General features: G+C 75.7%; 13 protein-coding genes. 4 read left to right on the forward strand and 9 right to left on the reverse strand.

Annotated elements, in window-relative coordinates:
• The first annotated feature begins 20 nt into the window (after positions 1 to 20).
• Positions 21 to 2,195: a hypothetical protein gene (locus KC207_RS13315; RefSeq protein WP_211603792.1), complete on the forward strand. Its 2,175-nt coding sequence runs from the start codon at positions 21 to 23 to the stop codon at positions 2,193 to 2,195.
• Here the strand turns inward: KC207_RS13315 and KC207_RS13320 are convergent.
• The 5 genes from KC207_RS13320 to KC207_RS13340 form a co-directional block, all read right to left on the reverse strand.
• A complete protein-coding gene (locus KC207_RS13320; RefSeq protein ID WP_211603793.1) occupies positions 2,119 to 3,717 on the reverse strand; it encodes an MptA/MptB family glycosyltransferase in 1,599 nt (532 codons plus the stop codon). The two genes, KC207_RS13315 and KC207_RS13320, sit on opposite strands and share 77 nt — an antisense overlap.
• Entirely contained in the window at positions 3,702 to 4,421 is a 720-nt protein-coding gene (locus KC207_RS13325; protein WP_211603794.1) for a glycosyltransferase, read from the reverse strand. The genes KC207_RS13320 and KC207_RS13325 overlap by 16 nt, the downstream gene beginning before the upstream one ends.
• Positions 4,421 to 5,296, reverse strand: a complete 876-nt coding sequence (locus KC207_RS13330) for a DUF5926 family protein (protein WP_211603795.1) — start codon at positions 5,294 to 5,296, stop codon at positions 4,421 to 4,423. Before KC207_RS13330 ends, KC207_RS13325 begins: the two co-directional genes overlap by 1 nt.
• 107 nt (positions 5,297 to 5,403) lie before the next feature.
• Positions 5,404 to 5,886, reverse strand: coding sequence for an ATP-binding protein (locus KC207_RS13335; RefSeq protein WP_437179136.1), 483 nt, complete (start codon positions 5,884 to 5,886; stop codon positions 5,404 to 5,406).
• Between the two features lie 9 nt (positions 5,887 to 5,895).
• Positions 5,896 to 6,717 (reverse strand): glycerophosphodiester phosphodiesterase, encoded by an 822-nt coding sequence (locus tag KC207_RS13340; RefSeq protein WP_211603796.1) that lies wholly within the window; start codon positions 6,715 to 6,717, stop codon positions 5,896 to 5,898.
• 169 nt (positions 6,718 to 6,886) lie between these two features.
• Here KC207_RS13340 and KC207_RS13345 point away from each other — a divergent pair, with 169 nt between their 5' ends.
• Both KC207_RS13345 and KC207_RS13350 read left to right on the forward strand, forming a co-directional pair.
• Entirely contained in the window at positions 6,887 to 7,474 is a 588-nt protein-coding gene (locus KC207_RS13345; protein WP_211603797.1) for an RNA polymerase sigma factor, read from the forward strand.
• Positions 7,471 to 8,046, forward strand: coding sequence for a methylated-DNA--[protein]-cysteine S-methyltransferase (locus tag KC207_RS13350; protein ID WP_211603798.1), 576 nt, complete (start codon positions 7,471 to 7,473; stop codon positions 8,044 to 8,046). The genes KC207_RS13345 and KC207_RS13350 overlap by 4 nt, the downstream gene beginning before the upstream one ends.
• A gap of 114 nt (positions 8,047 to 8,160) precedes the next feature.
• Here KC207_RS13350 and KC207_RS13355 read toward each other — a convergent pair whose 3' ends face one another.
• Genes KC207_RS13355 through KC207_RS13370 form a run of 4 tightly spaced genes read right to left on the reverse strand, consistent with a single transcriptional unit; the run spans position 8,161 to position 11,762 of the window.
• Entirely contained in the window at positions 8,161 to 8,805 is a 645-nt protein-coding gene (locus KC207_RS13355; protein ID WP_211603799.1) for a response regulator, read from the reverse strand.
• The gene (locus tag KC207_RS13360; RefSeq protein WP_211603800.1) at positions 8,802 to 10,049 is read right to left on the reverse strand and encodes a sensor histidine kinase; all 1,248 of its coding nucleotides are present in this window, start codon (positions 10,047 to 10,049) and stop codon (positions 8,802 to 8,804) included. Before KC207_RS13360 ends, KC207_RS13355 begins: the two co-directional genes overlap by 4 nt.
• 31 nt (positions 10,050 to 10,080) lie before the next feature.
• A complete protein-coding gene (locus KC207_RS13365; RefSeq protein WP_211603801.1) occupies positions 10,081 to 10,827 on the reverse strand; it encodes an ABC transporter permease in 747 nt (248 codons plus the stop codon).
• Positions 10,824 to 11,762 carry an ABC transporter ATP-binding protein gene (locus tag KC207_RS13370; RefSeq protein ID WP_211603802.1) on the reverse strand — a complete coding sequence of 313 codons (939 nt, stop codon included), beginning with the start codon at positions 11,760 to 11,762 and terminating at the stop codon, positions 10,824 to 10,826. Before KC207_RS13370 ends, KC207_RS13365 begins: the two co-directional genes overlap by 4 nt.
• A gap of 208 nt (positions 11,763 to 11,970) precedes the next feature.
• Between KC207_RS13370 and KC207_RS13375 the strand changes: the two genes are divergently transcribed.
• Positions 11,971 to 13,911 carry a DUF6351 family protein gene (locus KC207_RS13375; protein ID WP_211603803.1) on the forward strand — a complete coding sequence of 647 codons (1,941 nt, stop codon included), beginning with the start codon at positions 11,971 to 11,973 and terminating at the stop codon, positions 13,909 to 13,911.
• The last annotated feature ends 16 nt before the right edge of the window (positions 13,912 to 13,927 follow it).

Below are 13,927 nucleotides of genomic sequence, written 5' to 3' on the forward strand. Positions count from 1 at the left end.
GCTCGCATACCCTGTGCGGCGTGACCCACCGAGCCCTGGCCGTCGCGCTGGCCTTCCTCGCGACGCTCGGGGGAGTGGGCGTCGCGGTGCTCGGCTCGGGCCAGGCCCGGGCGGACGACGTGCCGGGAGCGGTCGTCGTCGTCGGCACCGGCGGCATCAGCTGGTCCGACGTCTCCCAGGAGACGACGCCGAACCTCTGGCTCATGCTCCGCGACGGCTCGTCGGCCGCCCTCGCGGCCCGCTCGGTCTACGACAACACGTGCCCGGCCGACGGCTGGCTCGGCCTGTCCGCCGGCTCCCGGGCGGCCGCCCCCCGCGACGGCGAGGCCCCCGACCCGGCCGACCGGCCCTGCCCCGGGGCGCCGAGCGTCGTCGACGACGCGATCCCGTCGTGGCCGTCCTACCTTGAGCACGCGGAGCAGCAGCGCTTCGACACCCGCCTCGGGCTGCTCGCCGAGGAGGTCGACGGGGCCGGCCTGTGCCTCCAGGGCGTCGGCCGGTACGCCGCCGCCGGGGCGGCGCTGCCCGACGGCACCGTCGACCGGTGGGCACCGCTGGACACCGACGACCTGCTCGTCGCCCTCAACGGCTGCCCCGTGACGCTCGTCGACGTCGGCGTCGTCCGCGACCCGGACGACACCACGTCGGGGGATTTCGTCTCCGCCTCCCGCGAGGACCAGCTGCGGGCCGTCGACGCCCGGATCGGCGAGGTCCTCGCGGCCGGACCGAACGGTGCGGACTACCTCGTCGCGAGCCTCGCCGACGCCGGTCGCACCGAGCGGCTGCGGATGGTGCTGGCCCGGGGCCCGGGGTTCGGGCCGGGCACGCTGGAGTCTCGCTCGACCCGCCAGGTCGGTCTCGTCCAGTCGCCCGACCTCACCGCGACCGTCCTGGACGCCGTCGGGCTCGAGGTGCCCGCCGAGGCCACCGGCACCCCGCTGACGAGCCAGCCGGCCGCGGACAACTCCCAGGCCCGCGCGGACGAGCGGCTGCAGACCCTGCGCGACCTCGACGAGGCGAGCCACGACGTGAACGACCTCGTCGAGCCGTTCTTCCAGGTCTTCGCCTACGGGCAGCTGCTCGTCTACGTGCTCGTCCTGCTCGTGTGGAAGGGCCGCCTCGGCGCCGAGTCGACCCGGACGACCGTCGTGTCCCGGGTGCGCGCGCTGTCGGTCCTCGCCGCGTCCGTCCCGGCCTCGACCTTCCTCGCGAACCTCGTGCCGTGGTGGCGGTTCCCCGTCGAGATCGTCGCCGTCACCGCCGTCGTCGGGGGCTTCGCGGCACTCGTCGCGACCCTCGCCCTCCGAGGGCCGTGGGCCCGCAGCCCGCTCGGCCCGCCCGCCTTCGTCGCGGCCGTGACGATGGGGGTGCTCGCCGTCGACGTCGTCACCGGCTCGCGGCTCCAGCTGTCCTCGCTCATGGGGCTGCAGCCCGTCGTCGCCGGACGCTTCTACGGGATGAGCAACCCGACCTTCGCGCTCTTCGCGACGGCCGCGCTGCTCCTCGCGACGACCGTGTCGTCGGTCCTCGTGCGCCGCGGGCTGCGGACCGCGGCGGCCGTGGCGGTCGCCGTCATCGGGGCCGTCGCCGTCGTCGTCAACGGCGCCCCGTGGTGGGGGGCCGACGGGGGCGGACCGCCGGCCCTCGTCCCCGGCGTCGTCCTGCTCGTCGTCGCCGTCCTCGGCATCCGGATGACGTGGCGCCGGTGGGCGCTCGTCGCGGCGTCGGTCGTCGGCCTCTTCCTCGCCGTATCCATCGGGGACTGGCTGCGCGAGCCGTCCTCCCGCAGCCACCTCGGGCGGTTCGTCCAGTCGGTGCTCGACGGCACCGCCGACGACGTCGTCGTCCGCAAGGCGGAGCAGAACTACCGGCTGCTCGTCGACGGGGCGCCGCTCAGCCTGCTCGTCCCGGTGGCGCTCGTCGTGCTCGTCGTCGTCCTCGCCCGTCCCTCGTCCTGGGGCTCGCGGGCACTGGCCCGGGCCCAGGAGCAGGCCCCGACGCTGCGCGCGGGGCTCGTCGCGCTCGTGCTCACCCTGACGATCGGGTTCGCGATCAACGACTCCGGCGTCGCCATCCCCGCGGTCGGCGCCACCCTCGCCGTCCCCCTGCTCGTCTCGCTCACCCTGGCGGTGGTGCTCCGCGAGGCGCAGGACGGCTCCTCGACCCGGCGCGGCCGCCGCGGACGCCCAGCCTGACGGCGAGCACCCAGAGCGCCGCGACGAGGAACGGGGCCACGTCCGCCCGGAAGCCGAGGGTCACCTCCTCGACGCCGGGGGTCATCCCGAGCACCCGGCCGGGGACGTAGGCGAGCGCCGCGACGAGCCCGCGCAGCACGGCGAGCACGTCGACGGCCGACGCGGCGAGCGCGGGCAGGGCGGCCCACACGACGGCGTCGTACCAGGGCAGCGAGTAGGAGGCCGCGAGCGAGTACGCGAGGTGCAGGACGACGAGCACCCGCAGCACGAGCGGGGCGAACGCGTCCGGACCGGCCGAGGAACGCGTCGCCGCGGGCGGGAGGTCTGCGCTCCGCGCGACGGACGCCGTGGGCGTGCCGGGGTCCGGGGCGGTCGCGCGGGTGAGGGCGAGCGCGAGGACGACGGCCAGCACGGCCGCGCCGACCCCGATGACGTCGCGCACGCCGAACGGGCCCACCGTGTCGACCGCGTCGAGCAGCAGCCGCCAGGGGGTCGCGAGCGAGACGGCCTGGCGCGACCGGTCGAGCTGGTCGTACACGTGCTCCCCGGCCCACAGGTGCAGCGGCCCGGCGATGACGAGCGCCCCGAGGACGAGCACGGCGCTGCGCCGCAGCGCCGCCATCGGCCCCCCGACGACCCACCAGCCGACCGCGAGGGCCACCGCCGCGACGGCGTAGGTCACCTTCGTCGACCCGGCGAGCGCGACGAGGGCCCCGGCGAGCAGCGCCCCCGGGGTCCCCGGCAGGCGCGCCGCGGCGAGGACGGCCGCGAGGACGAACGCGGCGGCGAGCACGTCGACGTGCGCACCGAGGACGCCGACGCCGACGACGAACGGGTTGAGGGTCCAGAACACGTCGACCCGGCCGTGCCGGTCCGCCGGCAGGGTCGCCCGCAGCGCCGCCCGGACCGCGAGCCAGGCGAGGACGAGGACGAGCTGCCAGACCCAGACCCCCTCCCGCAGGTTCTCGCCGCCGAGCCGCGCCGCGACGCCGAAGACCGCCGTGCCCGCCGGCCCGTAGACGCTCGGCTCCTCGGTCCACGGCTCCTCGACCCGGCTCGTCACCGGGTCGGCGCCCCCACCCCACTCGACCGGCGAGACGAGCCACGGGTCGCCGCCGGTGACGAGGATGCGCCCGTACGCGAGGTAGTTGACGTGGTCGGCGGACCCGAAGGGTGCGGCGAGGAGGGTGACCGCGCCGAGCAGCCCGGGCACCCGCCAGCCGCGCAGGGGCCCGGGCAGGGTCCGCGTCGCGAGCAGGAGGGTGACCGCCGCCAGCGCGTAGGCGGCCCAGAGGAGCGCGGTGAGGACCGCCGGGTCGAGCGAGACCGGCAGGACCGGGCCCGGGGCCCAGCCGCGGGGGAGCAGGTCGGGCTGGGCGGCGTTCGGGCGGGAGAGGCCGACGAGCAGCAGGAGGAGGAGCGAGACGGTGAGGGTGACGCGACGCGCGACCTCGGGCCGCGGCCGTCTCCGTCGGGTGGGACCGTCCGCGGTGGTGTCCGCGGTCGTCAGCCCCTGTGCCACGGCCGCCAGCCGCGTCGGACCAGGGCGAGCCACACGTCGCGATACTGCCCGGCGCGGTGCAGCTGTCCGCGCCAGTCCGCGCCGCTCACCCGGTGCTGCAGCTCGCAGGGGACCTCGAGGACGGTGAGCCCGGCCCGCAGGACGTCCACCGTGAGGGCGGTCTCGACTCCCCAGCCGCGGGCCAGGGGCGCGGCGGCGTCGTAGGCCCGAGGGGTGAGGCACCGCATCCCGGACAGGGGCTGGACGGCGCGGAACCCGGTGAGGCGCTCGATCCCGTCGCGAGCCAGCCCGACGACGAGACCGCGACCGCCGCCGCTCGTCAGCTGGGCGGGGAGGGTGGCGATCGTCATCGCCGCCTCGCCGGAGAGGACGGCGTCGGTGAGGACGCCGAGCTCGGCGGCGGTCCCCTCGAGGTCGCCGTCGACGAAGAGGAGCGGGGCGGGGTCCTCCCCGGCCGTGCGCTCGAGGCCGCGGACGTGGGCGACGCCGGTGCCGAGGGCTGCGGCCTTGCCCCGGTTGCGCTCGTGTCGGACGACGTCGGCGCCGGCGTCCCGGGCCACGGCGGCCGTCGCGTCGGTGCTCCCGTCGTCGACGACGACGACCCGCCCGACGGCCGGCAGCGCGGCGACGGCGCGGACCGTCGCGGCGATGCGGTCGGCCTCGTCCTTGCACGGGACGACGGCCGCGACCCGGGTCGGGGACATCAGCGCAGCGTGACCTGACGGCTGAGCAGCCCGGAGCGGGCGCGACGCTCCTCCGGGGTCAGGGCGGCGTCGGTGAGCGCGGCGCGGTAGCGCTCGCCCCAGGCCGCGAGGGCGTCCTCGTGGGTCTCCGGCTCGGCGTCCGGGTCGAGGTCCCAGACCGGGACGAGCAGGCCGCAGGCCCGGAAGGCACCGAGGAGCCGGGTGCCCTCGCCGAGGGTGTCGTCGCCCGCGGCGTGCAGACGGGCGAGCGCGTCGGTCGCGGCGTCCTCGTCCTCGGGCAGGACGAGCCGGACGTGCGCGCGGTCGCCGATCCGGACCCAGTACGCCGACGGCAGCGAGGTGAGCGCGACCGTCGGGACGACGGTCTCGTTGGCGCGCTCGAGCGAGGCCTTCGCGTCGCCCTCGAGGTCCTGCTCACCGACCCAGAAGTCGAAGCCCTCGTGGACGGTGACGTCGAACGTGCTGTCGTCCGCGAGGAGGTCCTGCAGCCGCGGGCTGTCGGCGTCGACCTGCGCCGCGGACGTCACGGGGTGGCCCTCCTCCGCGGAGAGCGCCGCGAGGAGCTGGGCGGCGAGGTCGCGGGAGGCGTCGCCGCTGGAGTTGCCGGACTGGGTGCCGATGAGGACGGTCCCGTCGGCCCGGTGCAGGCCCGGCCAGGCGAGCGGCAGCACGGTGGCGACGGTGGCCTCGGTCGGTGCGCCGTCCGGCACGCGGTCGGCCTGGAGCGTGACGACCGCGGTGGCGGCCGGGAGGATCTCGCGCAGCGCCACCCAGTCCGTCTCGTTCGGGAGCCCGGCGAAGGGACGGGGCTCGAACGGTGCCGGCTTCCGGCGGGTCTGCGTGCGCTCGCGGGAGCGTCGGGATGCCTTGCCCATGCGCGCCACCCTACTGGCCGTGGGGTGGTCGTCCGGCCGCCGCGGTCCGGCGCAGGCCGGCGCGGTCGGCGGGTCGGGTGGCCCGAGCGGTCAGGTGGCGCGAGCGGTCAGGTCGCGCGGCGCCGGCTGGGGCCGCCGAGGGTCGCCCAGACGACGTTGCCGGTGCGGTCCTCGGTGACGCCCCACTCGTGGGCGAGCGACCGGACGATCCGCAGCCCGCGGCCGGACTGCAGCCAGACGGTGCGCGGCGCGGGGGTGGGGACGGTCGTCCCGCCGCCGTCGGTCACCTCGACCTCGACGACGTCGCCGCGGATCTTCCACCGGACCCGGATCGTGCCGTCCGACAGCGGACGGGCGTGCCGGACCGCGTTGGTCAGCAGCTCGGAGGCGACGATCTCGGCCTCCCCGACGAGGTCCTCCGGCAGGTCGCGCTCCTCGAGGTCACGGACGATCTCGTGGCGGACCGGTGCGACGGAGGAGGCGTCGGCGGGGACGCGCATCGTGCAGATGACGGAGTCGGTGCCCGGCCCCGACGTCTCGGTGACGGTGAGCCCGCCGTCGGTGGTCCGTGCGGTGTCCTCGGTGGTCACCCGGCCACGTTAACGGGTGGGCACGAGGGTGCGCATGACGGACCGCGGACGGTTCGTGATGACGACGTCGACCCCCAGCCGGGCGCACAGGGCGGCGTCGGCCTGCTCGTCGACCGTCCAGACGAAGACCGCGTTCCCGTGCCGCCGGAACCGCTCGACGACGTGCGGGGCGCGGCGCAGGATCGCGATGTCGAGGCCGACCGTGCGCACGCCCGGCGGCAGCGTCCCGTCGAGCGGCAGGTGCGGGCCCTTGGACGCCTTGACGAGCTGGACGAGCGGCACCCGGGGGCTCAGCCGGTGCACCCGCTGGAGGGCGCGGGTCGAGAACGACATGACCCGCACCCGCGGGGCGCCGGGCCGGTCCCCGCGGTCGAGGTCGAAGAAGCGCAAGGTCTGCACGAGCGTCTTCTCGACGTCGTCGCCGTGCCGGGTCGGGTGCTTGGTCTCGACGAGGGTGAGGACCTCGTCGCCGGAGGAGACGAGGACGTCGAGCAGGCGCCGGAAGGTGAGCAGGCGGCCGCGCTCGGGGTCGGCGTCCGGGGCCTCGGCGGCGTCCGGGCGGGTCTTCCACGAGGCCCAGTCCAGCTCCTCGAGCCGGGCGAGCTCGAGGGCGGAGACGACGCCGGCGCCGTTCGACGTGCGCTCGACGCGGCGGTCGTGGACGCAGACGAGGTGGTGGTCGGCGGTGAGCCGGACGTCGCACTCGACCCCGTCGGCGCCCTCGTCGAGCGCCCGCTGGTAGGCCCCGAGGGTGTGCTCGGGCTCGTCGTCGCTGGCCCCGCGGTGGGCCACGACGAGCGGACGGGGCGTCGTCGCCGGGTCCTGCCTCACGGGGACCATCATGCCAACCCCGACCCGACCCCGGCCCGACGTGGGCCCGCGCGCCGTCCGCGTCGGGGCCCGCCGAGGTCCGGGGCGTCCCGGCGTGACCCGGGACGGCGGGACGGAGCCCGCCCGGACGCGGGACTCACATCCTCCGGCGCCCTACCGTTGGACCATCGTGAGCCTCCCCCCGTTCCAGCAGCTCGTCGACGACCACTGGCGCGACGTCTCCCGCCTCGCACGCGGGCTCGTCGGGCCGGTCCACGCCGACGACGTCGCCCAGCAGGCGTGGACCCAGGCGCTCGCCGCGTACCCGCGGCTGCGCTCGGCCCGCAACCTGCGCTCGTGGCTGCTCACGGTGACGCACCGGTGCGCGATGGACCACCACCGAAGGGCCCGCCGGAGCGACCCGCACGAGGACCCGGGGTCGATGGCCGTCGCACCCGTCGTCGCGCCACCCGCCGAGCCGCCTGACGCCGACCTGTGGGCCCACGTCGCCGCCCTGCCCCCGCGGCAGCGGGACGCCGTCGTCCTGCGCTTCGTCGGCGACCTCGACCACCGCGCCGTCGCCGCCGCGCTCGGCACGACCCCCGGGATGAGCCGTCGCCTCGTCAGCGACGCCCTCGCCACCCTCCGCCTCGACCTCGTCGACCCCCTCGACGCCGCCGCCCCCGTCGACGCCGCCGCCCCCGTCGACACCGCCGCCTCCGACGCCGCCGCCCCCGTCGACGCCGCTGCTCCCTCCGACCCCGAGGACCCGTCATGACCAGCCCATTCGCCACACTCGCCCCGGCCACGGACCGCCCGCCGGCGCTTTCCGCCACCGATGTCTCCTACGTCGTCGACGACACCGCCGTCGGCCGGATGCTCCTCGTCGTCCGCGACGACGGCCGGGCCCTCGCCACCGCGTACGCGCCCGACGGGGCCGCGGAGGACCGGTGGCTGCAGCGGGTCGCCGACGCGGTGAGCCCCCGGGTGCTGCGCCGCCCCGCCGACACCGACGCGGTCCGCCGGGCGCTCGAGGACTACCTCTCCGGCCGTGCCCGCCTCGTCGACGTACCGACCGACCTCGTCCTCGCCTCGGACTTCCAGCGCGACGTCCTCACCCGGCTCGCCACGACCGTCGGCTACGGGGAGCGGACGACGTACGCCAGGCTGGCTGCCGCCGTCGACCGGCCGCGGGCGGCGCGGGCCGTCGGGACGGCGCTCGGCGGCAACCCGCTCTGCGTCACCCTGCCCTGCCACCGGGTGCTCCCGGCCTCCGGCGGCGTCGGCGGGTACGCCGGTGGGCCGGCCGCGAAGGAGCAGCTGCTCGCCCTGGAGTCCGCCCGCGGCTGAGGCGCCGCCGCACCGACCGGCAGAAGCCGCCGGGCCCCGCGAAGACCCCCGTCGGAGGGCCGACGGGGACCCTGCTGCCTGTCCGTGTCTCCCCCGGTGGTCCGCTCGGCCGGCTCAGGAACGGTCGGGAGCACTCCCCCCGAGGATGCCGCGGTCGTAGGCCACGGCCACGGCAGCCGCACGGTCGACGACCCCGAGCTTCTCGTAGACGTGGACGAGATGGGTCTTGACCGTCGCCTCGCTGACGAGCAGCCGGGTGGCGATGGCGCGGTTCGTCGTGCCGAGCGCCACGAGGGCCAGCACCTCGCGCTCCCGCCCGGTGAGCGTCGCCGACCGGCGAGGGGTGCGCACGTGCGAGGCGAGGCGGGCCGCGACGGCGGGTGAGAGGAACGTCTCCCCCGCCGCGGTCGCACGGACGGCGTCGAGGAGCGTGGCGGTCGGTGCGTCCTTGAGGAGGTAGCCCCTCGCCCCGGCCTCGACCGCCGCGACCGTGTCGGCGTCGGTGTCGTACGTCGTGAGCACGAGGGAGGCCGCCCGCAGCCCGCGTCGCCCGAGCTCCCGGACCGCATCGACGCCGCCCCCGCCGGGCATCCGGAGGTCGACGACGAGGACGTCCGGGTCGAGGGTTGCGACGAGGTCGACCGCGGCCGGTCCGTCCGCGGCCTCGCCGACGACCTCGAAGTCGGGCTCGGAGTCCAGGACGGCACGGATGCCGTCGCGGACGACGGGATGGTCGTCCGCGACGACGATGCGGATCATGCGAGCACACCAGGTGCGAGCGCGGGGAGCCGGAGCGAGACGACGGTTCCCCGGCCGGGTGCGGACTCGACGACCATCTCGCCCGCGAGTCGTTCGGCCCGCTGCCGCATCCCGCGCAGCCCGAAGGACGTCGGGCGCCGCGACGCCGCGACGTCGAAGCCGACACCGTCGTCGCGGACGTCGACGAGGATCTCGTCCTCGAGGTGGCTCAACGTCACGTCGACCCGGGTCGCCGCGGCGTGCTTGCGGACGTTGACCAGCGACTCCTGGACGATCCTCAGCACGGCAGCCTCGACCTCCGGGTGGAGCTCCACGGGGTCGCCGCTCTCGTGCACCTCGACGTCGACCCCCTCGCCCGCCGACCACGACGCCGCCGCGGCGCGCACCGCCGAGGTCAGTCCTGCCGAACCGAGCGGGACGGGGGCCAGGTCGAGCACCGAGCGGCGGGCCTCCGTCAGGGCCCCTCGTGCCAGGTCGAGGGCTCGCGCCACCCGTACGGGGTCGCCGTCGCCACGGACGGCCTCCAGCTGCGCGACGATCCCGGCCAGGTCCTGAGCGAGGGTGTCGTGGATCTCGCGGGCGAGCCGCTGCCGCTCCTGCTGGACGCCGGTCTCCCTCGCCTGTGCGACGAGGCGCCGCTGCAGAGCCGCGTTCTCCTCGACGGCCCTGGTCAGGTCGGTGTTGAGCCGCGTGAGGTCCGCCGCGGTGGCCGCATGCTCGTCGCGGGCCTCGACGACCCCCAGGTGCATCGTCGCGAAGACGGAACCGAGACCGAAGTTCACCGCCACGAGTCCCACGAAGGTGGCCGCCTGCCAGCCACTCGCCGGTGGCAGGCCGCCCGACTGGGCGCCGCCGGTGATGACCGCCGTCGCGAGCAACCCCGCATGAGCCGCACCGCGCCGCCGGAAGGTGTCGAACGCGTCCGTCATCCCCACGAACGAGAAGATGGCGAAGAACGGGTTGAGCAGGGTGAGGCAGAACGCCAGGAACGTCCGCACCCAGAACGTCGCGCCACGAACGGGCCCCGCCTCCCGCGGCAGCCGGGCCGCGACCACCAGCCAGCCGGCCGTGGCGACGACGAGGGCGACGACCAGGACCGTCCCGCCGGGCCGACGGGGCATCGCCGGCTGGGCGACGAGTGCCACCGCCGTCGCGACGGCGAGCAGGCCGAAGGGCAGACCCACCTCCCACCGGGACGCCGCCGGACGTCTGGATCCGGGCCGGACGTCCGCGCCACGCCTCATGACGACACTGTCCCAGCCGCGCGGACCCTCGTCACTCCCAGCGGAACCACCGGACCGCCGCCGCGCCGAGCACGAGCGCCCAGCCGGCCATGACGGCGAGGTCGACCAGCGCGGGGACGTCACCGGCCGTCGCGTCCGTCAGCGCCCGAGCCGCGGCACCGAGCGGGCTCAGCAGGACGACCCGCTGCAGCCCTTCGGGCATCGCCGCGACCGGTAGCCACACCCCGGAGGTGAACATCATCGGGAAGAGGACGACGCTACCCACCGCCGCGGCGATCTTCGTGGTCCTCGAGAAGGCCGTGACGAGGGCTCCGACCCCGGTCATCGCCGCGACGGCGAGGAGGAGGGCCAGGAGGTAGCCGAGCGGCTGCGCCGGCAGCGGCGAGCCGTAGCCGAGCCAGCCGACGGTGAGGACGAGGACGACCGAGACGACCACGAGGGCCGCGTGGACGACGGCCTGCGCGAGGAGGAGCGACGCCGGTGAGAGCGGGGTCGTCCGCAGTCGGCGGACGATGCCGCGCTCACGGTAGGTCGCGAGGACGGTCGGCATCGTCTGGACCCCCGCGACGAGGACGGCGAAGAGGACACAGACGGGGACGTAGAGGTCGAGGACGCGGGCGCCCCCCAGGTCGGGGGACGGCTCGCGGAAGCTCGGGACGAGACCGAGCACGCACAGCAGCGCGGTCGGGAAGACGAGGATCCAGAACCACGCACCGGGCTCACGGACGAACAGCCGTGCCTCGGTGCGCAGCAGCGCCGTCGTCGGTCCGGAGCTCATCGGGTGGCCTCCTCCGTCGTCGCGGCCGGGTCGCTAACGAGGGTCAGGTAGGCGTCGTCGAGGCTGCCCTCGGCGACGCGGAGCCGCCGCGGGACGACACCGCGCCCCTCGAGCCAGCCGACGAGCTCGAGGGCGAGGTCCTCGCTGCCGCCGACGACGACCCGGTCGCCCTCGGCGCGCACCGTCGCCACCCCCGGCAGGGCGGCCACCTCGTCGAGCGACAGGGGGCCGGACGGGACGAACGAGGTCACCGTCGCGGCGTCCGCTCCCCCGACGAGCTCGGCCGGGGTGCCGGTCGCACAGTCCCGGCCCCCGGCGATGACCGTGACCCGGTCGCACAGCTGCTGGGCCTCCTCCATCGAGTGGGTCACGAGGAGGACGGTCGTCCCACGGTCACGGGTCTCCCGGACCAGGCTCCAGGTCTCTCGCCTGGCCTGCGGGTCCAGGCCGGTCGTCAGCTCGTCGAGGACGACGAGCTCGGGGCGCCCGACGAGGGCGAGGGCGATGGACAGTCGCTGCCGCTGCCCGCCGCTCAGGTCGTCGAACCGACGGTCGAGCAGACCGTCGAGCCGGAGGCGGGCGGCGAGCTCGCGCCACGGGACCGGATCCGGGTAGAGGGCCGACCAGAGGGTCAAGGCCTCCCCGACGCGGATCTTCGGCTGGAGCCGGGCCTCCTGCAGCTGCACCCCGACGAGGCGGGTGGTCCGGGCACGGTCGGCCGCGGGGTCGGTCCCCGCGACGCGGACCGTCCCGGAGTCGGGGGTGCGCAGGCCGGCGATGCTCTCGACGGTCGTCGTCTTGCCCGCGCCGTTGGGGCCGAGGACGCCGTGGATCTCACCGCGGTCGACGGTCATCGAGACGCCGTCGACCGCGCGGACGGCGCCGTAGGACTTGCGCAGGTCGATGACCTCGACGAGGGGTTCGGGTGTGGTCATGGGGCCCATTCGAGCAGCGTGCGGAGGTCGAGCGCATCGTCCCGTGGGCGCCGGCATCGTCCATCGATCGGTGGATGTCGGGACGGCGTGCGCGGTGTCCCGCGGGTCGCTCCCCGGTTGCCGACCGGCACGCCCGGGGGTAGACAGGGAGGGTCAGCATCCGATGTAAGCGCTTCCAAACGGGAGCGCCCCGACCCCCGGAGCCCCCGTGACACCGACGTCCCGACGCCCCTCCCGGCGTGTCCGCGCGCTCGCCGGGACCGCCCCGCTCGCCCTCGCCGTCCCCCTCGGCATCGGCGCCCTCGCCCCCGCCGGGGCCGCCGCCGACGAGGCCGACCCACTCGCCTTCGCCGGCCCGCGGGAGACGCCGTTCTTCTGCGAGTCCGACGAGTTCCGCACCGCCGACGGGTCCTACCTGCCGGCGTCGACCGGCCCGGACTGCGAGGTCCCGACCGAGGTCGACCACGTGTACCGGAGCACCGGCGGCGGCTTCACCCCGCTGCCCGAGGACGAGACCCGCCCCGACGACCTCGCCTACACGACGGTGAAGGGCGAGCGCGTCCCGTTCATCGTCCGCGTCGAGACCGGCACCGAGGACCGCGGCATCTACGAGATCGCGATGCTCGACGACCCCGCCGACGACGTCGAGCCGACCGCGGGCACCCGCAGCCCCGGCTGGAACGACAAGCTCGTCTACACCTTCGGCGGCGGCTGCCGGTCCGGCTGGTACCGCCAGGGCCCCGGCACCGGTGGCGTCCTCGTCCCGTCGATGCTCGAGCGCGGGTACGCCGTCGCGTCGTCCTCGCTCAACGTCTTCGGCCACAACTGCGACGACCTGCTCTCCGCCGAGGTCATGGCGCAGACGAAGCGGCACTTCGAGCAGACCTACGGCACGCCGCGCTGGACGATCGGCTGGGGCTGCTCCGGCGGTAGCTACCAGGGCCACCAGATCGCCGACAACTACCCGGGCCTGCTCGACGGCGTCATCGCCGGCTGCAGCTTCCCCGACGTCGGCTTCGGCACCTCGCAGATGCTCTTCGACTCCCGCGTCCTGCAGACGTGGTTCGAGGACAACCCCGACGCCTTCACCGAGGACCAGCGCACCGCCGTCTCCGGCTTCGGCGTCGCGAACGCCCTGCCGGCCCAGAGCGGCGGCGCGGCCCGGCTCGACCCGGACGCCGAGTTCGACTCCTCCGTCCCGGCCGACGCCCGCTACGACGCGCAGGCCAACCCCGACGGCGCGCGCGGCACGGTCTGGGACCACGGCCGCAACGCCTACGGGGTCGACCCCGAGACCGGGTTCGCCCGCGTCCCGAGCGACAACGTCGGGGTGCAGTACGGCCTCGAGGCGTGGGAGGACGGGGTCATCGACGCCGACCAGTTCCTCGACCTCAACGCCGGCGTCGGCGGCATCGACGTCGACGCGAACCCGACCGCGAGCCGCACGGCGGCCGACCCGACCGCCCGCGAGAACGCCTACCGCACGGGTCGGATGCTGAACGGCGGCAACGGCCTCGGCGACGTGCCCCTCATCGACTACCGCGCCTACACCGACGACCTCGAGGGCGGCGACATCCACATGCGCTACCAGTCGTTCTCGACCCGCGAGCGGCTCGTGGCGGCGAACGGCGACGCCGACAACCAGGTGATGCTCGTCGAGGACGACTCGCGCGGGCTGTTCGACAGCGAGAGCCCGGTGCTGGTCTACGCGCTCGACGCCATCGACCGGTGGATCGCGACCGTGCAGAAGGACACCCGGCCCGGGTCGCAGCACGGCAAGGTCTCGCGCAGCCGCCCGAAGGACCTCGTCGACTCGTGCTGGACCCCGGACGGCGAGCGCATCCGCGAGCGCCAGGTCTACGAGGGCGACACCCGCTGCAACGAGCTCTACCCGTCGTACGCCTCGCCGCGCATCGTCGCGGGCGGGCCGGTCGCGAGCGACGTCATCACCTGTGAGCTCGCGGCCCCGGATCGCGAGGAGTACCCGCAGACGACCGACGCCCAGTGGGAGCGGCTCCAGGAGGTCTTCGCCGGCGGCGTGTGCGACTACTCCCGCGACGGCGTCGACCAGCAGGACCCGGACGGGACGTGGCTCGACTTCTCCGCCCCTGGCGAGTGGACGGTGCGCGGGAGCGACCCGACCCGCTGAGACCCGACGCCGCAGG

The sequence above is a fragment of the Phycicoccus avicenniae genome, from assembly GCF_018139485.1.
Taxonomy (GTDB): domain Bacteria; phylum Actinomycetota; class Actinomycetes; order Actinomycetales; family Dermatophilaceae; genus Phycicoccus; species Phycicoccus avicenniae.